This is a genomic window from Dokdonia sp. R78006, assembly GCF_042466145.1.
GTDB lineage: Bacteria > Bacteroidota > Bacteroidia > Flavobacteriales > Flavobacteriaceae > Dokdonia.
On record NZ_JAXHBU010000001.1, the window covers coordinates 463,526 to 486,323 of the forward strand.

General features: G+C 37.6%; 17 protein-coding genes. 3 read left to right on the top strand and 14 right to left on the bottom strand.

All coding sequences use genetic code 11. The features are described 5' to 3' along the window. Positions 1-10: 10 nt before the first annotated feature. The 5 genes from SJY37_RS02190 to SJY37_RS02210 form a co-directional block, all read right to left on the bottom strand. Positions 11-1,345 (bottom strand): TolC family protein, encoded by a 1,335-nt coding sequence (locus tag SJY37_RS02190; RefSeq protein ID WP_379952772.1) that lies wholly within the window; start codon positions 1,343-1,345, stop codon positions 11-13. Then, on the bottom strand, positions 1,345-2,028 hold the full coding sequence (locus SJY37_RS02195) for a hypothetical protein (protein ID WP_379952773.1): 684 nt from the start codon (positions 2,026-2,028) through the stop codon (positions 1,345-1,347). The genes SJY37_RS02190 and SJY37_RS02195 overlap by 1 nt, the downstream gene beginning before the upstream one ends. Before the next feature lies 1 nt (position 2,029). Next, positions 2,030-5,278, bottom strand: coding sequence for an efflux RND transporter permease subunit (locus SJY37_RS02200; RefSeq protein WP_379952774.1), 3,249 nt, complete (start codon positions 5,276-5,278; stop codon positions 2,030-2,032). 1 nt (position 5,279) lies between these two features. Further along, entirely contained in the window at positions 5,280-6,416 is a 1,137-nt protein-coding gene (locus tag SJY37_RS02205) for an efflux RND transporter periplasmic adaptor subunit (protein ID WP_144785050.1), read from the bottom strand. A gap of 336 nt (positions 6,417-6,752) precedes the next feature. Next, positions 6,753-8,663: an ABC-F family ATP-binding cassette domain-containing protein gene (locus SJY37_RS02210; protein WP_379952775.1), complete on the bottom strand. Its 1,911-nt coding sequence runs from the start codon at positions 8,661-8,663 to the stop codon at positions 6,753-6,755. Positions 8,664-8,745: 82 nt separating this feature from the next. On the opposite strand from SJY37_RS02210, the gene SJY37_RS02215 reads away from it, so the two are divergent. Next, entirely contained in the window at positions 8,746-9,138 is a 393-nt protein-coding gene (locus SJY37_RS02215; protein ID WP_298330548.1) for a DUF983 domain-containing protein, read from the top strand. Between the two features lie 13 nt (positions 9,139-9,151). On the opposite strand, the gene SJY37_RS02220 is transcribed toward SJY37_RS02215, so the two are convergent. The 7 genes from SJY37_RS02220 to topA all read right to left on the bottom strand — a co-directional run bounded on the left by SJY37_RS02220 (position 9,152) and on the right by topA (position 18,764). Then, on the bottom strand, positions 9,152-10,210 hold the full coding sequence (locus SJY37_RS02220; RefSeq protein ID WP_379952776.1) for an NAD(P)/FAD-dependent oxidoreductase: 1,059 nt from the start codon (positions 10,208-10,210) through the stop codon (positions 9,152-9,154). A gap of 127 nt (positions 10,211-10,337) precedes the next feature. Beyond that, a complete protein-coding gene (gene gldN / locus SJY37_RS02225; RefSeq protein WP_379952777.1) occupies positions 10,338-11,228 on the bottom strand; it encodes a gliding motility protein GldN in 891 nt (296 codons plus the stop codon). 13 nt (positions 11,229-11,241) lie between these two features. After that, positions 11,242-12,807: a gliding motility protein GldM gene (gene gldM / locus SJY37_RS02230; protein ID WP_379952779.1), complete on the bottom strand. Its 1,566-nt coding sequence runs from the start codon at positions 12,805-12,807 to the stop codon at positions 11,242-11,244. Between the two features lie 47 nt (positions 12,808-12,854). After that, the gene (gene gldL / locus SJY37_RS02235) at positions 12,855-13,490 is read right to left on the bottom strand and encodes a gliding motility protein GldL (RefSeq protein ID WP_339849787.1); all 636 of its coding nucleotides are present in this window, start codon (positions 13,488-13,490) and stop codon (positions 12,855-12,857) included. Between the two features lie 78 nt (positions 13,491-13,568). Further along, positions 13,569-14,939 carry a gliding motility lipoprotein GldK gene (gene gldK, locus SJY37_RS02240; protein WP_298330565.1) on the bottom strand — a complete coding sequence of 457 codons (1,371 nt, stop codon included), beginning with the start codon at positions 14,937-14,939 and terminating at the stop codon, positions 13,569-13,571. A 108-nt stretch (positions 14,940-15,047) separates the two neighbouring features. Further along, positions 15,048-16,214 (bottom strand): formimidoylglutamase, encoded by a 1,167-nt coding sequence (locus tag SJY37_RS02245; protein ID WP_379952780.1) that lies wholly within the window; start codon positions 16,212-16,214, stop codon positions 15,048-15,050. Positions 16,215-16,217: 3 nt separating this feature from the next. Beyond that, complete coding sequence (topA, locus tag SJY37_RS02250) at positions 16,218-18,764, bottom strand: type I DNA topoisomerase (RefSeq protein WP_379952781.1); 2,547 nt, start codon at positions 18,762-18,764, stop codon at positions 16,218-16,220. Between the two features lie 295 nt (positions 18,765-19,059). On the opposite strand from topA, the gene SJY37_RS02255 reads away from it, so the two are divergent. Both SJY37_RS02255 and SJY37_RS02260 read left to right on the top strand, forming a co-directional pair. Next, on the top strand, positions 19,060-19,977 hold the full coding sequence (locus SJY37_RS02255; RefSeq protein ID WP_379952782.1) for a hypothetical protein: 918 nt from the start codon (positions 19,060-19,062) through the stop codon (positions 19,975-19,977). 103 nt (positions 19,978-20,080) lie between these two features. After that, positions 20,081-20,929 (top strand): hypothetical protein, encoded by an 849-nt coding sequence (locus tag SJY37_RS02260; RefSeq protein ID WP_379952783.1) that lies wholly within the window; start codon positions 20,081-20,083, stop codon positions 20,927-20,929. Positions 20,930-20,990: 61 nt separating this feature from the next. Here SJY37_RS02260 and SJY37_RS02265 read toward each other — a convergent pair whose 3' ends face one another. Continuing rightward, positions 20,991-21,761: a hypothetical protein gene (locus SJY37_RS02265; RefSeq protein ID WP_379952784.1), complete on the bottom strand. Its 771-nt coding sequence runs from the start codon at positions 21,759-21,761 to the stop codon at positions 20,991-20,993. A gap of 51 nt (positions 21,762-21,812) precedes the next feature. Continuing rightward, a complete protein-coding gene (locus SJY37_RS02270) occupies positions 21,813-22,745 on the bottom strand; it encodes a lipid A-modifier LpxR family protein (protein WP_379952785.1) in 933 nt (310 codons plus the stop codon). Positions 22,746-22,798 lie beyond the last annotated feature (53 nt).

Below are 22,798 nucleotides of genomic sequence, written 5' to 3' on the forward strand. Positions count from 1 at the left end.
CACCTACGTATTAAAAATCTACATTAAGTAATTGACCTGTAAGCTGTAATAATTGTATCTCTGCAAGCTTTGCAGTATACTTTGCTGCGTTCTTGGTAGTTTGCGCATTAAGAAGATTTAATTGCGCCTGACGGAATTCTATACTAGTAATTTGACCTAACTTAAAACGCTCCTCAGACCTATCAAAGTTTGCTTTACTCGTAATTACATTCTGTTCTTGTAAGTTATAAATTGCAAGTGCATTATAATAGTTGCCTTTTGCATTTGAAATATCACGTTCTACTTGTTGCTTGAGTTGCTCTTTGATATACTCTTGGCTGTCAAGTGCTATTTTAGCATTCTTAATGCCAACTATAGAACTACCTCCATCAAATAAATTCCATCGTAAGGTTGCTCCCGTTTGAAAACCAGTAGATGTACTTGAAGCAAGAAAGTTAGTCGCCGGAAAATTTCCTTCATTCCATCCATAGCTTCCTGTTATTCCTACTGTAGGAAGTAAAAGTGATTTAGCCTGCTTTATCTGGTAATCACTAATGATTATATTTTGTTCTGATTGCAAAAGCGAAATGTTATTTACAGTCCCTTCATTAATATACTCTTCTATGCTTATAGGGTTTATAAAAGCAATTGTAGTATCTGCCACCTTCAGGTCTTCTAGCTCTCTTGCAAGCACCACATTAAGATCACGCTGTGCATTGCGCAGCTGCTGTCTTGCGTTAAGGATATTTGTACTATCGGTTACGATATCTACTTGCGCATTGAGGACCTCAAGCTTATTTACTTGCCCGTAATCAAATTGATATTGCGCTCTAAGCTCACGTTCTTTTGAAATTTCAAGTGCATTTTCTAGCACACCCAGATTTTCTTCAACGCGTGCAACTTCATAATACACCGTAAAGAGTTGCACCATCACATTTTCAATTGTCTCTCTAGCCTGCAGCTTAGATAAGCCATATTGTTCCTTGAGAGTCTTGTAGTTATAATACCTCCCTAAGCCATCAAAAAGTGTATAATCTAGATTTACAGATGCGTTGTACCTTGTCGTCTCTGCTCCATTTACAGATCTTGATGTACCATCTTGAAAAGTAGCTTCTTGATTATCTACATTATAATTTATACCCGCTGTAGTGCTTATCGTAGGTAAATATCCTGTATTTAAAATCCCTGTATTATTTTCGGCAACTGCCACTTGATTGTTAGCAAGTAGAATCCCGAAATTATTCTCAAGCATAGTACGTATCGCCTCTTCCTTAGTAAGTAAAGAAGTTGGAGTTTCTTGAGAGTACGCTTTCGCGAAAGCGAACAATAAAAGAAATATTGCTATATTTTGTACTGAAAGTTTCATTATTGATTCCTTAAAATGTTATGCAATAGCGCTTCCATCGTGAGTTTTTGAACTAAATTGTGTGGTGAAGTACGCATAATCTCAATCTCGCCAGCACTTAAAATAAGCTCATCTTCTCCCTCTTCTTCTAGTTTTAAATCGGCTGTATTAAATGTTTGCTCATCCTTAATATCACCTTTTTTGATGGTTACAGTGTCTCGCTGTTGTACAAATAAAAATGAGTTATAATCTAAGAAACGATTAATCCCTCCTAGCATTTTAAATCCAATGAGTCCTAGACTTATCATGAATACGTAGGTAAATAATTTTGTGAGCGTAAATTCATTACTTCCAGTAAAGATAGCAAGTAACAACCAGCAATGAATGAGCCCTACAAGTGATAAAATCACTCCTACAACAACAGCTGCTATGTCCATTAACTTTGCTCCAGAAGCTCTGCGTATGGTGATGGTGCCTGTATTTTTGTCCATCGTATACATGAAACCAATATCCTTTAAGTAGTCAAGGTTATTTATTGCAACCTCTTTTTGATTGATTTGTGACTGTAGCTCATCTGTAGGTGCGTCTATAGAACGCTTGTCTATCTCGTTAAGCAAGTTGAGCTTTGCCTCGTACGTAAGTTTATCGCTTTGCTCTAGCACGGCTAGTATCTCACGGTGGGTATGATTTTTATACAAATTCATATTAAACGATGTCTGTATTATGTGGTAAAGCTGCGTGATCTTCTTGAGCATCATTCTCTGCCTCTTCTTCCATCTCTTTTACTGCTCGCTCTTGATTTTCTCTAGGAGTTTTACGTCCCATAATTAATCTATCTGTTGTAGTCTTTGCCCAGTTACTAAAGGAAAGAAAGATAGGTAACATCACAAGGGTAAGTATCGTGGCAAAACCAATTCCATAAGCAATAGAAATCGCCATTGGTATTAAGAATTGTGCTTGTCTACTTTCTTCAAAAATAAGCGGTGCAAGTCCTGCTATCGTTGTTATAGATGTCAAGAATATTGCTCTAAAACGAGAACGTCCAGCGTCAAAAATAGCATCATCAAAAGTCATCCCCTCTCTAAGATTTGTATTAAACTTACCTATCAATACGAGCCCATCATTCACCATAATTCCTACAAGCGCGATAATACCTAACATAGATAAAATATTAAGTGGAAAATCGTGTATCCAGTGTCCCCACGCTACTGCAGGAAGACTTAAAGGAATCAAGAGCAATAACATTAATGGCTGACTATAACTTCTAAAAGTAAATGCAATCACAATGTAAATAAGCGCGAGTACCGTGAGTCCTACAGGCTTTAAAGATCCTGTTAATTTACCCGCTTCTCTATTCTGACCTTCATAAGATGGTGTTACCGTAGGGTACTTTGATAAAATGTCTGGCATTACGTTAGACTGTAAATCTGCCATCACATCTGTAGCACTTACCTCTTTCGGGTTCTTGAGATCTGCAAGTATTTGTATCTCTCTCCTTCCTTCTAGGTGATTAACAGCAACATCTCCTCTTTCTATGGTATAACTTGCAATCTCATTGAGTGGCACTTTTGATCCACTAGGAGTAAGTATACGCATATCATCAAGATTTGTAATAGAAGATCTATTATCACGATCATAGCGTACCCACACTCTTATTTCATCTTGCCCTCTTTGAAAACGCTGCGCTTGTGACCCAAAGAATCCTGCGCGCACTTGCGTCATTACTGTTTGTAAGTTAAGACCAAGCGCATAAGCAGACTCGTTAAGCTGAAGTCTTATTTCCTTAATTCCTGCTGGATCATTATCTGTTATATCCTTGAGTACAGGATTGGACTCAAGAGATTGTTTTAATTCTGCCTTTGCTGCTTTAAGCTCTGCAATATTATTTCCAAGTAAAGAAACTGCTACTGGACTTCCTCCAAAGTTTCCACCACCACCATACACGAGACTTTCATTTCCTATTACTGGGCCTACTTTCTCACGAATCATATTACCCACTAGAATGGAAGTAATATCGTTAGGCCTTTCCTCACCAGGTAGTAAGTTTACACTCAATGTAGCTGTAGAAGTTCCAGGACCTAAAGTTTTGATGATATTTTCAAACAATGGTCCGTCTATCTCGCTTTTATATTTTTCTGAAAGCTCTTTGTTTACTTCGACAGCTCTCATTTCAATCATAGAGATAATACTATCTGTAACACCCGCATTTGTACCGTTAGGCATGTTGAGTGTTATACGCACATTATCACTTGCAACGTTAGGAAAGAATGCTCCTCTTATGATCCCAGCTTGAAAACTCCCTGATGTCAATAAGATAAAAACAATGAAAAAGGAGAACATCAAAAACTTATAATCAAGTGCAAAACGCAAAGTAGGGCTATACACTTTATCACGTAACCATACCATTATACGATCACCAAACTCATTGACATATCGCAGCTTTGAAAATAAATTTGCAATACCTTTTTTAGGGCGGTTATCTTGCTTTTTCAAAGCCTTAGAGTGCGCAAGGTGCGCTGGAAGGATAATAAGAGCCTCTACTAATGATACCGCTAGGGTAAGCATAACTATTACAGAAACCTCTCCAAAAAACTCCCCTATTCTACCATCTAAGAATAAGAAAATACCAAAAGCAAGAATAGTCGTTAATATCGCCGAAATAATAGGAGGCAATACTTCCATGGTACCATCTACCGCAGCTTGCACTGGTGATTTACCACGTTCATAATGCTGATAGATATTTTCGGCAATTACAATACCATCATCTACTAGAATACCAATAACGATAATCATCCCAAATAATGATAGCACGTTTATGGTTACATTAAAATATCCCGCAAGCATAAACATTCCTAAAAAGGCCACTGGAAGTCCAAAGGCTACCCAAAATGCAAGACGTGTATTTAAAAATAATGAGAGAAATATAAGTACTAGTATCATTCCTACTACCGCATTCTCTGTAAGTAAGGCAGTACGCTGTACAAGTGTTATAGACAAGTCATTTACAACGGCAAGTTGCACGTTATTGTATTTGTCATTAAAATCTGCGATGTACTCTTTTGCTTTCTCTGCAGCACCTATAAGGTCTTCTGTGTTTGTAGAGGTAATAGATACATTTACAGCAAGATTTCCATTGAAGTAATTTGCATTAGGTGTTTCAGAAAAACGGTCTCTTACGGTTGCAACATCTTTAAGACGTATCGTTCTTCCGCTAGCGTCAGATCTTACAATCACATTAGAGAGTTCGTCGCCATAATAAGCCCTGTTATTTGCTCTTATGAGATACTCCTCTGCTTCTGTTTTTATGGATCCTCCCGTAGTAAGAATATTTGATCTACTTACAGCTTGAGAAACATCTGCAAACGACAGATTATAAGCTAGCAAGCTATTTTCGTTTACAGCGATTTCAATTTCCTCATCAGGATAACCTGATACGTTTATTTGTGATATACCCTCAATTGCTCTTAGGTCATTCTCAACCTGCCTCCCTATCTGCTTAAGCGTAGCTAGCGTTACATCTTCTCCACTTATAGAAAAAGATATGGTCTGGCGTATCGCTTCTTGTTTTGCCACTACTAGTGGCTCCATACCAGAAGGAAATGATGGTACTCGATCTACAGCATTCTTAACTTCAAGAAGCATAAAATCGATATCCTTCCCTTTTTCAATCTCTACATTTATATTTCCGCTATTCTCTCTTGAAGTAGAAGTTACACGCTCTACACCGTCTAAGCCTTTAAGGTTATCTTCTATTTTGAGTACAATACCTTCTTCAACTTCCTGAGGAGATGCTCCAGGGTAAACAACGGTAATGTTTATGTTTTTTGAATCTACAAGTGGAAAGAATGAAGACTTTAATGATAAGGCTCCAAATATTCCAAAAACCACAAACATTAATACCACTACGTTTACGGCTACGTGGTACTTTATGAAGTACTCTATAATTTTACGCATCTTACTCTGCTGGTGCTTGTGATGAATCTTTCTCTTGGTATATTTTTACAAGCATACCTGCATATGCTCCTGGAACTGGCTTGCTTACTAGCTTTGTCCCATTAGGCACTCCTTTTACAACAACTTCTTTATCTGAGAAGTATACTGGTTTTACATCGATAATGTCAAGAATTGAATCTCTTACAGTAAAAACTTGATTATTTGGCTGTAACAATCCTCTTGCTATTGCAATCGCATCTGTCTCCTCTTTAGCTTGGAGCACAGCCTCAAGATAAACACCTTCTCTAAGCGCACTGTCCTTTACCTCTATGTATGCATTTATAGTTTGTGAAGCTTGATCTATATTACCGTTTACTCTTGTCACCTTCCCAGTGTACGATTGGTCTCCATCTATCGTTGTAAGCGCTACTTCATTACCCACTTTGAGCAAGTCTGCATAATTCTTACTTATTGCAACTTCAAGCTCATAAACACTTGTATCAATGAATTCACCTAGTTTTTGGCCTGGGCGCACTAAAGTTCCCTCAGTAACCAATGCCTCGGTTAGTATTCCTGTAAAAGGTGCTACTATATTGTACTTACCAAGTCGTTGCTCGAGGTTCTTTACATTGTAGTAAGAAGTCTGAATGTTACGCCCTGAGATAAAATAACCTTCCTTTTCTGAAGTAATTTCTGGAAGTGCAGGAGTAGATTTATTTACATCGAAGTTATTGATATATTTCTGCCACTTAGGGTAAGCCTCTGGATAGTCTAATCTCAAATCTGGCATGATAGCCGTTATTTGATTAAACAAGGCACTTTTTTGTGATTGCACAGATGCGTAATACTCTGCACTATTTAAACGTAATATGGTTTCTCCTCTTCTATAGGTTTGACCAGGCTTAAAAAGTTTGCTGCCCTTTTGCAATATACCTTGCACCTCAGAGAACACCTCTAACCTGCGCTGTGCTACAAGATTACCATTTGCCGAAATCTCTATAGGCACAACACCATTAACAACATCTTCTACAAAGACTGTTTTAACCACCTTTTCTGGTTTTGGTCGTGTACGTTGGTTACTAGCAACAATTGCCTCAGAAGCAAAGAAAGCACCTATTATGAGTACTACTCCTAATAGAGAAAGGATGATTTTACGCATCGTAATTTTTTTGGTTGAAAATGACCTAATGATCAATACGCAAAGCTAACCATGTCAAGGCGCGACAGTTGTTAACGATGTCTTAAAAAATCTCATAGCTCATTAAACGACAAAAAGCACTAGCTACACCTAAAATACTGATTCCATAGCGGATACAACATGAAGAGTCTAGATGCGACTTCTCAACCCTAACGCTCTCATTCTTAACAAAAACCAAATAATACCAGACAACATCTTTAAAAAAATGCTCTTCAAAAACAAAACCCCACTTAAATCGTGGGGTTTATGAGTTATGTAATGTTATAAGTACGCTTTCGCGAAAGCGTAACTAAAATTTTAATTCAAAGCATCTAGCTCTTCAGTGATTTTGCCCCAATCCTCCATATATCCATCTAGCTTCTTTTTCTTACCGTTGTAATTATCAAAGAAGTCTGGCTTTGCCACGGTCTCGTCATAATTAGTTGCTAGCTCTGCGTCAAGTTGCTTTACTTCTCTTTCAAGCTTGTTGATATTAGACTCCACCTTACTCAGTCTATTATTAAGGGACTTGAGCTTCTTCTGATCTTCGTATGATTTTTTTGAACTTTTTACTGGAGCTTCTTTTTTGATGACGTCTCTCTTTTCTATCTCGCGTAAGTTTGTCACCTCACGCTGTTCAAGATAATAATCTACATCACCTAGAAACTCGCGTATGCGGTGGTCTTTAAATTCATAAACGCGATCTGTGAGTCCTTGCAAGAAATCACGATCGTGAGATACAACAATAAGTGTTCCTTCAAACTGCTTAAGACTATCCTTTAAAACATTCTTAGATTTTATGTCGAGGTGGTTAGTAGGCTCATCCATCACAAGCACATTAAAAGGCTGTAACATCAATTTTGCCAGTGCAAGCCTGTTACGCTCACCTCCAGAAAGTACGCGCACATATTTATCTACTTCCTCTCCTCTAAAGAGAAAAGAACCCAGAATATTACGCACAAGCGGTCTTGTGCGCTCATCTGCCGCATCAATCATTGTTTCCTCTACGGTTTTTGATCCGTCTAGGTATTCTGCTTGATTTTGAGCAAAGTATCCTATTTGCACATTGTGCCCTAACTTTACATTACCTTGATGCGCTAGTTCTCCTACTATAATTTTGGCAAGTGTAGATTTACCTTGACCATTTTGACCCACAAAGGCAGTCTTTGTATTGCGTTCTACAAGTAAATCTATCCCCTGCAGTACTGTTTTATCTCCATAGCTTTTCTCAACATCGTTTGCCTCTACTACCACTTTTCCTGGAGTAACAGATACAGGGAATTTTAATGTCATCACGCTATTGTCATCCTCATCTACCTCAATACGATCTATCTTATCAAGCTTTTTGATAAGTGATTGCGCCATAGTAGCCTTAGATGCTTTTGCACGGAATTTCTCGATGAGTTTCTCCGTTTGCTCTATTTGCTTTTGCTGGTTTTTTTGAGAAGCAAGCTGCTGCTCTCTTAACTCACTGCGTAATACAAGATATTCTGTATAGGGCTTGGGATAATCATATATACGACCTAAAGAAATCTCAATAGTTCGATTTGTAACATTATCTAAGAACATCTTATCGTGCGATACAATTGCCACAGCTCCAGAATATCCTTTTAAGAAGGTCTCAAGCCAGATAATAGATTCAATATCTAAGTGGTTTGTAGGCTCATCCAGCAATAATATATCATGGTTTTGAAGCAATAGCTTTGCAAGCTCGATACGCATGCGCCATCCTCCAGAAAATGTATCTGTGAGCTTATCAAAATCTTCACGCTTAAAACCTAGTCCCTGGAGTATACGTTCTGTCTCTCCTTTATAGTTATAACCTCCATGCACCTCGTATTGATGTTGCACATCGTTAATGTCAATCATTAACTGGTTATACCCTTCACTCTCATAATCTGTACGAGTAGCTAGCTGACTATTAATCTCATCAAGCTTCCCCTCTAGTTCTTTAATTTCCTTAAAAGCTTCATAAGACTCTTGAAGAACAGTTCTTCCTTCTACAAAGTCAATATCCTGCTTTAGAAAACCTATACTTATCTCTTTCTCGACAGCTATAGATCCTGTATCATAAGGTTGCTCACCAGAAATAATGCGCAACATGGTAGACTTTCCAGCACCATTTTTACCTACAAGTCCTACACGATCTCCTCCATTAAGACGGAAGGTGATTTCTTCAAAAAGATATTCGCCTTGAAATGAGACAGAAAGGTTATGAATATTAAGCATAAGGAGATAAGTAAATATTATGATTTATAAAGTTTGAGGACTGCAAAGATGCTTAAATTTGTACTCATAAACCAAGGAGATTATGGGAATTCTAAAAGGCACTAAACTTAACAGCATTATTAATGGTAAATGTCCTGTTTGCCATAATGAGTCCATGTACAAAAACCCAAATCCATATATACTTTCACAAACGCTTAAAATGCATGAGCGTTGTTCTCATTGTGACACAAAATATAAGATAGAACCATCTTTCTTTTATGGCGCTATGTATGTGAGCTATCCAGTAGGGATTGCTTTTGCAACGGCTGCCTTTGTCATAACTTACCTGTTTTTTGAGGCAAATCTTGTAAATTCTTTTATAGCAATTGTAGGAACCATGATTGTTTTCATGCCTGTAATTATGAGACTATCCCGCAACATATGGATCAATTTCTTCATGAAGTATGACCCAGCCAAAGATCAACTGTCAAGCTAATTACCAAAACCGACTACCTGAATTTTTTAGGGAAACGCATCACATCCACTTCTGCGGGGAGTGCTTCTTGATATTCTAAAAAGTTATAAAGATACTTTGCAAGTAATGGCCCTGCCATGATTCCTCTTGTGCCTAATCCATTTAATATTGCTAGCTGATTGCAGATAGGATGAACACCAAGCAGCGGCCTTCTATCACCGGTTGTAGGACGCACACCCGCCTCTTGATCGACGACTTCATAGGCAACATTAATTAGTGCGTCAAGCTTCTCTAAAAGCTCTTCACGAGCTTCTGTTGTAGTTTCCCAATCTTTATCTGTCCAATCATAAGTCGCACCAACTTTATAAAGATCGTTTCCTAAAGGAACGATAAAGAATGAAGATTTTATTGCTGCATTTAATTGTAATTGTGGAGCACTGATAATTATGTATTCTCCCTTATTGCCAACTAATGGCAATTTCCCGAAGTAAGGATTTTGCTTCACTCCATAACCTTCGGCAAAGACAATTCGAGAAGCTTTGTAACCATCATAGGTTACTGATGATTCTTGCAATTGTAATAAGTCATAATCAAATACCGCTTTCGCGAAAGCGGACTTAACAGCAAGGTATTGCTCATAACAGGATTGAAGTTTTGTGATTGCAACTCTACCCGTCTCTAGCACTTCTCCATAATGAAATGGCGCCGAAATCTCCTCACGCTCTTCCTTTACTATCGCAGTTTTCACAAACCGATCCAACCCAGGCTTATCACTTGCCGTAAACCAATTATTTTGATCTTCGACAGAGTGGAATACTTTGCGCACGGGTAGTTGCTCCATGAAGGACTCACCAAGTTTCTCTTCTAAAGCTCTAAAATAAGGGATTGCGAGATCAAACTGCTCAATGGCTTTCCAGGGCAGAGAGTAACGTTTTAATATAACTGGATTGTATAAACCAGCTGCTACGCGACTAGCACCTTCTGTACCTTTGTCTATAACAATAAAAGTCTTCCCATTGCGCTCACACTCTTCACAAAATGCGATGCCTGCTAGTCCAAGACCTACGATAATATAATCTACTTCTTTCACCATACAAAAATACAAGAATAGTAGGCTCACAAAGCGCATCACCTTCCTATTTATGAGTCTGAAAATTATAAAATAAAAAAGCCACCTAAACGTATAGCTTAGGTGGCTTATATTCTAATTGGAAATTAATCTAGTAATTCCAAAGATCTTGTTCAATATCTCTAATACGTTCTTTAATACGATCTGACTCTAATAACTGCATCATTGAGTTATCGTTGATGTACTCCTTAACCTTACGGTCACCTTGTACGTTATCCTCTTTATAAATAGTCGCGTTAAAACGTCTACTATTTAACAAGTGGTCAAATGATATAGGCATTGATGTGTTCTTACGGTTAAATGCTTTTGCATTGTGCAATACTTCACGAGCTCCTGGAAACCATATCCAAAAAAGTTCAATATCTGCTGCACTTGAATCGTCTAAGAAGTTTACATCACCAGAAACTGGAGCAATACCTAACAAGCGGTACTTAAGTTCTCCTTGACGCTTGTCGATATACCAGTAACCACGTATGTGGTATGCGTTGATATCATAAGCAGTAATTTCTGTACGTTCAATGTTATAATCAGAAATCGATTCTCCAGCATTTAATTGATCATATCCAGCATCAGAAGTATCAATCTTTACCATTGCGGCAGAAAGATCTCCTAGTTGAATTTTTTCTGTAAAATATGAATCTCTGTAAATAGCATCAATCTTTCCGTTTTTAATATTCTTAACAAGAACATCAAAAAGTGAACGACGATCTGACCCCATATTGATGGTATCAATAGGATAGTACAGAGGGAAATTTACGCGCTCATCAAGATCAACAACCTCCCAAGTGTTTTTTGCCCATAATACGTCACGCTTTTCTACGTAACCATACGGCAATGGATTGTCGTTGTCCTTTGCTTTTTGCTCTTCGGTAACTTCAAACATTTCATCCGGCGTTTTTGCATTAAGGATATTTCCTTGTGCAAATGCTTGAACTGCCATCAATAGACCGAGTGCAACAAAAATTAAACGTTTAAGACTCATAATTACTTTTATTTTAGTTTGCTAGCTCAATGATGATTGGAGAAACTGTCTTCAATCTATATCCTGAGTTACCTTGTATACTTGCTTTAATATCAAAGATCTGTACTGTAGATCCTCTTTTTGCACGCTTTAATGCAGATTGTGCTGCTCCATTAAGCTTATTTCCTTGTACAGAAACCGTAGCCGCATCTCCTGCTCTAAACTTGAAACTATTAACTCTTAAGTTAAGATCAAAGTCAAAATCTGGAAGACTAGCTCCTATTGGCGCTGCTGCAACTGTATTTCTAGGCTTCTTTAAGTTACCACCGTCATCACCTCCTAAAGTTCCCACTGGACGTGGAATATCTTTAATACGGAAAACAGCTTTATCAGAAGCACTACCTCCATCGGGAAGCTTTGCAGTTACATTAATCGTTACTTCACGACCTTGACCAGGAGTCATTGAATAGCTAGTTCCAGATCTTTTAGAAAGACCTGCTCCAGATGCAGAAACTGCATTATCTGACACACCAGCAAAAGATATCGTCATTGGGTTTGCAACACCACGATATACTACATTCATCTTATCTGCAGCAATAGTTGCAGAGTTAGGCTTGTTAATCGTAGTAAAAGCTTGTTCAACTGGAACTTCGATTTCCTTACCATCTTGAGGGTAAAATAATGATCCCGTAATTTTGTGATCACCTACACCTCCAGTGTTTACTCCTAAAACAAGTTTACCACCATCAAAAGAAACTTTATCAGCTGGGATTGCACGTCCATCTAATTTTAATTCCACTCTAGAAGGCTTAGTAGAAGAATCTACACGACCTAAAGAAAGAACACCATCAAATGTTGATCCTGTGTAATAAGCACCTTTTGAAGTTGTCATTACAGTTTCGTAGTTGTTTAAAGAAGCAAGTTCTTTAAGATTACCAGAAAGTAATTTTGACAATAATTCATTCTCAACAACTTTAATGTCATTTTGTAATTGAGACATTTTAGTTAAAGAAGATACTGATGGAAATCCTACGTAGTTATAAGATAAATAATCCTGAGTAACTTTTGCTCCATCTCCTTCTCCGCCTGTGACGATAGGAGCTGTACTAAAATCACTTTGAATTTGCGCCGCAAGCGCTTCATTATCTCCTGCAAGTTTCAACATCCCTTCTCGGTAAGCATCCATCTTTGCAAGAAATTCTTGTCCAGTTGGCGATACTTTACCTCCCTTATAATAACGCTCATCGATAAAGTTAGACTTATCCATAGCTTCATAATCCTTAGGGTCTTTTACTTCAGCCAAAAGTGCTGCTTTTTCAGAAGCTAAGTATGCGAAATATTCATCTCCAAGAGCTTTAGCAGATTTTGCTGTTGCAGCGGCTGCTTTAAACTCTTCGTTTTCATTTGCTTTCTTAGATATATCTGCTAGTGCAAGATCATTTTTTGCTTCAAACGTCGCATTAGAACGATCAAATTTTTCGTTTATTGAACCAAAAGCAGATAATACCTCTTTAGACATATTTAGTGCTAGCATTGCTATAAACACTAAATACATTAGGTTAATCATCTTTTGCCTTGGGCTTTGTTTTCCTCCTGCCATTTTTTAAATTTTAGTTGTTAGTTTATTAATTGTGTAAACAACTAAAATTAGTTTTTGTTCATTGCAGAAAGCATTCCACCATATACTCCGTTTAAAGAAGAAAGGTTTGTTGCAAGACTCTCCATTTGATCTTTAAGCTTCCCAGCATTTTGAGTTACTTGCTCGTTGATTTCTGCTTGACGGCTAGAAGACTCTACCTGTACTTTGTAAAGGCTATTTAAAGACTCCATTTGAGCTGCAGCAAGTGCCATCTCTTCAGAATATTTTTTAGTAGAAGACATTGCATCTGCTGTAGGTGCAATTCCTTTAGCAGCACCTTCGAAGCTACGTATGCTAGTTCCTAAGCTTGTCATAAGCTCAGAATCAATTTTTGCTTCTTTAAGCATGTTATCTAATTTTTTAGATAATTGAGCTTCTGCTTCAACAGGAGCTACTGCTTTTTTCTTAGATCCACTTGCACCACCTGCAAGTTCTGGGTACACTAATGCCCAATCAAGCTCATTATCCACAGGTTCAAATGCAGAAATAGCAAATACTACCGCCTCCGTAATTAGACCAACAATAAGCATCTCGTTACCGAAAGGCCAGTGCATTATTTTGAATAAAGCACCAATAATTACTACTGCTGCTCCTAGTCCGTAGACCATATTCATTAATTTCTTTCCAGTTTTTGATTTAGCCATGTTAAATAGGTTTTTTAGTTTAGTTAAGTAAGTTAATTAGATTAAGTAATTGTTATAATTTGGGAATTATTCAATTCGTTATTTCTTCGGCTTTCTAAGGTTGATTTTTTCATCAACACCCATAAAGTCCTGCACGGTTCTAAAACCGATATAACTACGAGCAGAGTCTTGATACTCATAGTCACGTGAGCTTACCTGTAGGAAGTAAGCAACATCTTTCCATGAACCACCACGTATAACTTTACGACGATTGTCTTTGTCATTTACGTTAGGGTTAATAGTAGACATATATTCATAAGAAGCTGGATCGTAAGAAGAAGCTACCCACTCTGATACATTTCCTGCCATGTTGTACAGGTTGTAATCATTAGGTTCGTAAGCATCTGCTTCTACTGTGTATAACGCTTGATCTGCGCCATAATCCCCTCTTAAAGGTTTAAAGTTTGCAAGGAAGCAACCTCTATCATTCTTAGCATATGGACCACCCCAAGGGTAATCACCACTTTCTAGTCCGCCACGAGCGGCATACTCCCACTCTGCTTCACCAGGAAGTCTAAAACGGTTTACAAATTGTCTCTTCTTAGATTTTTGATGAGCGTTCTTGTACATCGTTCTCCACTCACAAAAAGCTTTTGCCTGCATCCAAGTAACTCCAACAACTGGATACTCTCCATATGCATCATGCCAGAAATAGTCATTATGCATAGGCTCGTTATATGAGTATGCAAAATCTTTAATCCACACTGTGGTGTCTGGATATATATTTACTACTTCTGTTTTAATATGATCTTTACGACGACCGCCGTTTTTCTTTGCTGCTTCTTGAATATCAAGATATGTATAACGGAAATCTAACTTATCTACATCTATAGTGCGCTGTCCATTATAAGCTTCCTCCATTGGGATATACATCGTATCCATAACCTCAGCATAATACTCATCTGGATACTCTGATGTATCAGTAAAAAGATCTATTTCTTTATTGAGCTTACGACCTTCAAAACCAGTCTCTCCTAGTCCGAAATAATTATCATACATGTACTGCTCGTAAGGGGTCATGTTATCAGGATCTGCATCGCTAAATGCAAACTCGCCTATACCACCATTACCAGGAGTCTCTCCAAGCTCATCAGCTAAGATTGCAAGTTTCGTACGTATAGTAGAATCTTGAACCCACTCTACAAACTGTCTATATTCTGAGTTAGTGATTTCTGTTTCGTCCATGTAGAAAGAGCGCACAGTCACCGTTTTAGTAGGAGCGTCATTTACGGCAGCAAAGTCATCATCACTCTTACCCATTATGTAAGCACCTCCAGAAACGAGGGTCATTCCATAAGGTTTTTCAGGGTTCCATCGCTTGCCTTTGGCACCAACGAGTTCCCCTCGATCGCCTTTGCCACAACTAGACAGCAAAGCTACTATCGCAATAAATGCAATATACTTTTTCATAGGATATTAGGTTAAGTATTCTAAAGTTAAGGGCGTAAACCTATTTATTTTATTTGTAATAAACAATTTATTCGCCAAAAATAATCATTTCATCGTTGAAACACATTGTCAAATTTCGTTTTTCTTCCTTGCCTTGAACCAACGTTCAGGGATGTTTTGGTTACAAGCATCCAGATAATCTTGGTATGTGCAAGGTAATAACGTGTGCCTTTTTAATTTATTATTCAAGCCCATAATAAATGGAATCTCAATCCACCATCTGGCTGTTTTTTCACTTTTATAAAATGTTAACACTTCATCTTCAATTGGAACTTGATACGTAAGAAAATTTCCTTTCTCAATATCCATGTTTTCGCTTGCGCGAAAATTTACTCCCTCAATAAAGTACCACATCATTTGAGCAACGAGCATCGCTGCTTTTTCCTCGTGGGCGTCATTCTTATATTCAAAAACTCCAAAAGAGGTCACCTTATCGCTTATACCTGCATATCGAGCAATAGTACATATCTCCTTGCCATCAAACCCGTTAGGCATTTTATTATACCTAGTACTTAGCTCACTACTGCGCACAGCATTTAAGTCTATCGCAACAAGATCTGCATCTCTCATTACAGGCTCCACAATACTCATCATAGCCGAAACATTTCCTAATCGGTAACTATCAAAGTATAACTTATCCATCAAATCTATTTCCTCCTGAGGATTAAAATAGGTTTGGTACCCTATATTTGAGTAGTTGAAAAGATTATATGGTTTCTCAACAATAATCTTTCCTACATACGATTTATTATGAATAGGCTGGCTCGCATCTCCTAAGTCAAAACGACTATCTACATTCACCACATTTACCATTTGATCCAACTTATCATAAGACCTATAAATAGGATACACCAAATCTTGGCTTCCTCCTATGTACATAGGTACAATTCCTTTCTTAAAAAGAGTTTCGTTGACAGTTCTGATGGCAAAATAGGTATCATCTACACTTTCTCCTCCATGAATGTCACCCAAATCGGCAATTGTTGTGTGCCAGTTACCAGGGAAAAGTTCGTAAAAAGTGGCCCTAAGTTCTGTAAATGATAATGATTCTCCGAGGTTATTTTGATCACGCCTGTTTTCGCGCAAGCAAATAATAGCTATTTGCACACCTTCTAGATCTGGCATTCCCAACTCCTCACTGTGTAATCTAATGTTATTACCTAGTGATTGATGATGTTGCAATTGTATATGCGCAAGCGCAATTTCTGGTATAGGGCTTAGCACCTCAAAGGCCATATATTACTTCTTTTTTGCAGTCGTTTTTTTCTTTACAGGCGCCTTTTTCTTTGCTGGAGCTTTCTTTTTGGCCGGAGCCTTCTTCTTTGCTGCTGCTTTTTTCTTAGGAGCTTTTTTCTCTATGTACGCCTTGATTTCATCTAAGGTTAACGCTGCTGCGTCTATATCCTTACTTAGCTCAATTTTAGTCTTTCCTTTAATAATATTAGAGCGACCCCATCTTGCTTTTTCTACACGTATACCTTCTTCTGGGAAGTCTTGAAGCACTTTATCAATTTCCTTCTGCTTCTTCACTTCAATAAGCTCTACAATATCATCGTCAGAAAGATTATCGAAGTCGTACTTCTTATTGACGTTAATAAACATCCCATTCCATTTTATAAATGGCCCGAAACGCCCTGTTCCTTTTTGAACTGGAAGATCTTCATAGGTATAAATAGGAGCATCTGCCTTTTGCTTCTCTTTGATATACACAATAGCTTCATCAAGATCTACATCCATAGGGTCTCGACCTTTAGGTAATGAAACAAAGGTTGCCCCAAACTTCACATAAGGACCAAAACGACCATTATTTACAGACACTTCTTCTTCTTCAAAAGTCCCTAAATCTTTAGGCAGTTTAAACAAGTCCATCGCTTGCTCATAAGTCAGGTTTGCCAGTGTTTGATCTGGACCTAAACTTGCAAAACGTGGCTTTTCCTCATCTTCTACAGAACCTATTTGCACCATAGGTCCAAATTTCCCTAGACGAACACTTACCGGCTTACCACTTTCTGGGTCTTTACCTAAAATACGCTCACCTACCTCGCGGTCTGCATTTTTCTCTACGTCTTTTACATGCGGATGGAAATCCTTGTAAAAGTCCTTCATCATCTTTGTCCACTCCTGCTTACCCTCTGCAATATCATCAAAATCTGCTTCGACTTTTGCTGTAAAATTGTAATCAAGAATATTTTCAAAGTGCTGTACAAGGAAATCATTTACTACCATTCCCACATCTGTAGGAACTAGCTTTCCTTTATCTGAACCTACCATCTCTGTTAAGGTTCTATCTTTTATCTCGTTGTTTTCAAGACTCAAGACATCATACGCTCGTTCTTTACCATCTACAGTACCCTTCTCCACATACTTACGATTTTGTATCGTAGTAATAGTAGGTGCATATGTAGACGGACGACCGATACCAAGCTCCTCTAATTTCTTTACTAGAGATGCTTCTGTATATCTATACGGTGGTCTTGTAAAACGTTCTGTTGCGGTAATGTAAGAATTGAGTAATGTTTCTCCCGTTTTAAGATCTGGAAGTAATCCAGTCTCTTCTTCATCTTCATCATCATGACCTTCGAGGTAAACCTTTAAGAATCCTTCAAATTTTAAAATCTCTCCATTTGCAGTAAAGTTATCTGTTCCTGCGCTTGAAGCTATCTGCACATTAGTACGCTCTAGTTGCGCCTCACTCATTTGTGATGCAATAGCTCGTTTCCAGATCAAATCGTATAAACGCATTTGATCTCGCTCCATATTTACAGAATGCTTAGAAAAATCTGTTGGGCGTATCGCTTCGTGAGCTTCTTGTGCTCCTTTTGACTTCCCTTTATAGTTACGTTCCTTATGAAATTCTTTACCATAAGCAGCTAGTATTTCTGCTTGAGCACCGGCTTTTGCATCTTTAGATAAGTTTACACTATCTGTTCTCATATATGTAATGTGCCCCGCCTCATAGAGACGTTGCGCCATATTCATCGTTTTACTAACAGAGAAGTATAACTTTCTACTTGCTTCTTGTTGCAATGTAGAAGTTGTAAATGGTGGTGCTGGTGATTTTTTGGCTGGCTTTTTTGTAAGCGCATCTACTTTAAAAGTCGCCTTCAAGTTTTTCTCAAGAAATTCTTGTGCTTTTTTCTTAGTAGTAATGTTTTTAGGAAGTTTTGCTCTAAAAGATTTTCCATCTTCTGTAGTAAACTCAGCGTCTATTCTATAAGAAGCTTGTGCTTCAAAGTTTAACACCTCGCGCTCACGCTCTACAATAAGTCTCACAGAAACAGATTGCACTCGCCCTGCCGAAAGTCCTCCTTTTACCTTTCTCCATAATACTGGTGAAAGTTCGTAACCCACAAGTCTATCTAAAACTCTACGCGCTTGTTGTGCGTTTACAAGATCATAATCAATCTTGCGAGGATTATCGATTGCTCTTAAAATAGCAGTTTTTGTAATCTCGTGAAAAACAATACGCTTAGTACGGTCTGGTGTTAACCCGAGCTCTTGCTCGAGGTGCCATGCAATGGCCTCACCCTCGCGATCCTCATCACTTGCTAGCCAAACCATATCGGCTTTTGCGGCTAGTGACTTTAGATTTTTTACTACCTTTTTCTTATCGTCAGAGACTTTATATTTAGGAGTAAAATCTCCATCTACATCAACACCTAACTCCTTAGAGGGAAGGTCTGCTATGTGCCCAAAACTACTCTCAACTTTATAGTCAGAGCCTAGAAATTTTTCTATTGTTTTAGCCTTTGCAGGTGACTCCACAATGACGAGATTCTTTGCCATACATCTTATTTTTCAGGGTACAAAAGTAGATGTTTTATTTATATCGCAATCCGCAAGGGCATTATTTCTGTGATATTTCACTTTTTGAAGCATCGCAAATCACTGTTTTATGGAGTTGTTACGCTTTCGCGAAAGCGTAATAAAAAATCAAAAAAAAAAAAAAAAACCCTCAAAAAAAGGAAATCCTTTAAGAATGACAAAACTAAACCACTAGTTTAGCGGTTGGTACCAATCAAATTTTATAATTCTAAAACAAAAAACGAATGAAATTTACAAGCAATTACTGCCAGTTACAATGATAACAACTCTATCTCTTACTTCTTGTAGTAAAGAAGATATTGAATTAACAAACGAATCGCAAAATACAGAAGCGGCATTTACACTAGAACAAGTCCCTGAAACTAACATCATTTCATTTGATCTACCAGCAAGAGGCCGATCCCAAGGAGGCAATGCAACAATGTTATCTTTTGCATCTATCGAAGATTTTGTTGCTGCCGCAGAAGAACTTGAAGTTGCCATCGAAGCTCACGAAGATAAGTTTGTGGCTCAATATGATCATCTTACAGATGACGAACTTGATGATATGGAGGAAAGCACGCAATTTGATAGTAGAGCGCCTCTACGCCAATTCCAACAAACAAGAAGTTTTTCTAATTCTTTATTTAATTCATATGAGACTAAAGAAACAATATGGCTAGATGATGAAATCTTAGATGAGAACAAAGACCCGTCTTTAGATAATTTATTTGAAGAAGAAGAGATGGTGCTACTTAACCAAGATCAAGAAGTGATGATTGATGGTAAAGTTTTTAATTTTGGACACCCGCAGCTCAACTATGAAATTATAGGAAATTTTGGGGAATCTATTTTAAAAGTTCGAAATGATGAGGATGTCTCTAATGACCCAAATATAATTACTACTTCTAAAGCATCTTCTTCTTGTACTTCTTGGAAGAGATCTTGGGATCGTGACAATTATGCACATAATAAGAGAGTTAAGAGATCCGTCTCAATTAGAAGTCTTCCTTTCTGGACAAAATCTAAGTCAAAAGTAGAATCTTTTAGAAAGAGGGGGAATAGGTGGAAAAGACATCGCACACGTCTAGGTGTTGGTTTACAAAAAAACTTAAAAGGATCAGCTTGTTTTGGAGCAACTGTGAGACAAGGTTATAAGAGTAAAGAAAGAAAAGAAAGAAAAGAAAGGTTATAATGACAGACCATCCCGGGATGACTCTAAAAGCTAGAAACGGGCAAGGAGTAGTTGGTGATTATTATTATGGAGGCAAAACAACGTACAAAGCATTAAGTTGGTAATGAGGAAAGCTAAATTAATTTTAAAGGCAAGCCTATTTGGGCTTGCCTTTTTAACAATAAATATTGCATTGGGTCAGAGTAACTCTTCAAAATCTCAATTTCCAGAGTTTGCTAGTTATAAAACTTGGGGATTCACCTTTAATCCCGTATTAAACAGAGCCCCTAACTACACTAGAACATTAGGAAACATTGATATTAAAGGAAATAGCATTCCTGGAGTAAATTTTGGTTTTAACAAAGTAATTCAACCAGAAAGAGAGCTTTCATTTAGATATGGTGTACATCTTAATTTACTGCCTTTAGAAAGTATTCAATTTAGACTACCAGATGGGGATATACCAGGATTTACGAATTTTGAATCTAACGAGCGTACTTTAGGTCAACTCATAATTTCAGTACCACTAGAAATGGAACTGAAAAAGCAGATGGGATCTAGAATCTATTTTTCTGCTAGAATTGGCGTAAACTTAACCTTATTACGAGAAGGTTCGGTAGAAGGAACAGTAAGCGCTTTTGTAGAAGATCTAAACGAGGGAAGAGAGATTTTTGGAATAAGGGGGCAAACACGTAAGTTTCCTATTTATCCAAATCTAAAAATTAGTCCAGGTTTTTATTATATGACTAAACCTATTTTATATCAAGTGTCTATCATTTACCAGAAAGCAATACCTAATTATTTTACTGGAGAATATCTTTTTGACAATCTAGAAATATCTGAACGCACAGAGGGAACTTATTCTCTAAGTGGTGATCAACTAGGTATCGGTATTACTCTATTTCTAAGAAAAAGCCAAAAAAAACTTAAGAAGCTTGAAGAGAAGGCTGTCAAGAATGTTTACATTAATTAATTGCTTTTTATTTAAATCATAAAGGTCTGTTTATAGCAGCTTTCGCGAAAGCGGACTATTACTACACACCTATCTGAGCAATCATATCTTCATCTTCCGTAAAACCAACCACATCTTTATATATAAGGTAAGCCGGCAAATAGACAACAGAAACGGTTGCATACACACCAATAAAGCAAGCCATAACCCCAACAACAATAGCTAGAAAACCAATAACAAGACAAGTTCCAAAGGTAATTCCCCACTTTTTATTCCCTAGTGCAAAAGCTGCTTTGTAGATATCGTTTACGGACCAATCAGGATTAAAAGCAAATATCACAATGGCAAATTGTAACGGCACCAACACATAAAACAATGGAATTATAAAAAACAGGGCGGCAAGCACAGCAATCCCCACTTGCATCATGGATAGCACTAGCACCTTCTTGAGATACTTTTTCTTGATAAACATCCCGAAACCTACTCCGCGATCTCCACTTCGGTTGCGGTCTTTCATACGTATGATTCTGTAAAAAGCTGCTTGAAGTGCAAAGTTGACTACAGACATAACCACTAGAATCACTAAGTACATCACCATCATAAAAATTAAAGCAATGACACCTACCTCATCATCATTGTAGGAGACATCGCCATATTCTATAAATGCACCACCTAAGCTCATAGGCAACATGACCGCCATTGACACTCCCCAAGAAACAGCAATCGTTAACACTTGCATAAGCAAACCTTGAAGCCATACCTTTTGAAACAAATCAATCGCTCGGCCAAACAAGTCTCCAAAATCAATATGCGGTGCTTGTCTAATTTTGACAAGCATATCTGATAATATCATTTTTTATCTTTTATTACAGTCGTAAAAATATAAGATTAATCGACAGCCAGATTAAAATCTTCTAGCAAATTGCAAGGCTACATACTGACTTCTGCCTTCGCGTTTTGTTTCTCTTGTTCGAAAATTATAAACAATACTATAAAGATTATTTTCTCCACGGTACGTAATACCAGATTTAAAGGATAATACGGTTGATACTATGGGTAATGTAAAGGGAGAATCATCTCCAAAGGGATGCCCTTCAATAAGTGCGTTAAGAAATACATACTCTGCGCCCACTCCCGCAAAGCCATAAAACTCATGCTCACCTCCCAATCTCCCAAAAGCCGAAGAGCTAGCTACCACATTACGATTCCCTATGTAAAGAAGCGCTTCTTGTCTTGCAAAAACTCTTCGTGTACCTAGCGCCACCGTAGACTGAAGTGCAACATTTTTAAATAAATTAGAATTTTCTAACCGATAGTCTTTAACAAAAGTTCCAAAGCCGTTAAAATGCACACTATTACCTATCTCACCCTCCCAAACGGGTATAAATTCATTGATAAGTTCATGATAAGCAACTTGTATATCGCCTGCCTTAGACTGGTCTCCCGCAAGTCCTAGCTCTGCGTCAATTTTAAAAAGCACATCTTCTTGCGCTTTTGAAACGGAGCCTCTTACAAAAAGATACCCTGCATAAGGACGTTCAAAAAAATCAAAATTAGTTTCAAAGAGTTCTCTAGGCGTGTAAGTTTCCTGACCTAACATAAAATCTAACTGCAGCGGATACTCTTGCTTTTTAAAAATAAAGTCTCCTTGTAATTGCCTACTATAACTTAAGAATGTCCCTGCTGTATAATAACGATCTATAGCAAAAACAAAGTCGTTATCATGTTGCACAGCGATTTGCTGCAACAATCGTTGTGCTTTAGTCTCCTCAACAGATTGAGAATAACCAGTCTGAATGACTAGTAACAGCAATAAGATAAATAGTTTATGTAGCAATCTTCGGGTTTTAAAAAAGCAAATAACGAGAATTTTATGTAATTCTTGGCGTC

Bases quoted from the DNA above. Each gene is read 5' to 3' on its own strand.
- SJY37_RS02190 (WP_379952772.1), bottom strand. From the start codon at position 1,345: ATGAAACTTTCAGTACAAAATATAGCAATATTTCTTTTATTGTTCGCT.
- SJY37_RS02195 (WP_379952773.1), bottom strand. From the start codon at position 2,028: ATGAATTTGTATAAAAATCATACCCACCGTGAGATACTAGCCGTGCTA.
- SJY37_RS02200 (WP_379952774.1), bottom strand. From the start codon at position 5,278: ATGCGTAAAATTATAGAGTACTTCATAAAGTACCACGTAGCCGTAAAC.
- SJY37_RS02205 (WP_144785050.1), bottom strand. From the start codon at position 6,416: ATGCGTAAAATCATCCTTTCTCTATTAGGAGTAGTACTCATAATAGGT.
- SJY37_RS02210 (WP_379952775.1), bottom strand. From the start codon at position 8,663: ATGCTTAATATTCATAACCTTTCTGTCTCATTTCAAGGCGAATATCTT.
- SJY37_RS02215 (WP_298330548.1), top strand. From the start codon at position 8,746: ATGGGAATTCTAAAAGGCACTAAACTTAACAGCATTATTAATGGTAAA.
- SJY37_RS02220 (WP_379952776.1), bottom strand. From the start codon at position 10,210: ATGGTGAAAGAAGTAGATTATATTATCGTAGGTCTTGGACTAGCAGGC.
- gldN (WP_379952777.1), bottom strand. From the start codon at position 11,228: ATGAGTCTTAAACGTTTAATTTTTGTTGCACTCGGTCTATTGATGGCA.
- gldM (WP_379952779.1), bottom strand. From the start codon at position 12,807: ATGGCAGGAGGAAAACAAAGCCCAAGGCAAAAGATGATTAACCTAATG.
- gldL (WP_339849787.1), bottom strand. From the start codon at position 13,490: ATGGCTAAATCAAAAACTGGAAAGAAATTAATGAATATGGTCTACGGA.
- gldK (WP_298330565.1), bottom strand. From the start codon at position 14,939: ATGAAAAAGTATATTGCATTTATTGCGATAGTAGCTTTGCTGTCTAGT.
- SJY37_RS02245 (WP_379952780.1), bottom strand. From the start codon at position 16,214: ATGGCCTTTGAGGTGCTAAGCCCTATACCAGAAATTGCGCTTGCGCAT.
- topA (WP_379952781.1), bottom strand. From the start codon at position 18,764: ATGGCAAAGAATCTCGTCATTGTGGAGTCACCTGCAAAGGCTAAAACA.
- SJY37_RS02255 (WP_379952782.1), top strand. From the start codon at position 19,060: ATGATAACAACTCTATCTCTTACTTCTTGTAGTAAAGAAGATATTGAA.
- SJY37_RS02260 (WP_379952783.1), top strand. From the start codon at position 20,081: ATGAGGAAAGCTAAATTAATTTTAAAGGCAAGCCTATTTGGGCTTGCC.
- SJY37_RS02265 (WP_379952784.1), bottom strand. From the start codon at position 21,761: ATGATATTATCAGATATGCTTGTCAAAATTAGACAAGCACCGCATATT.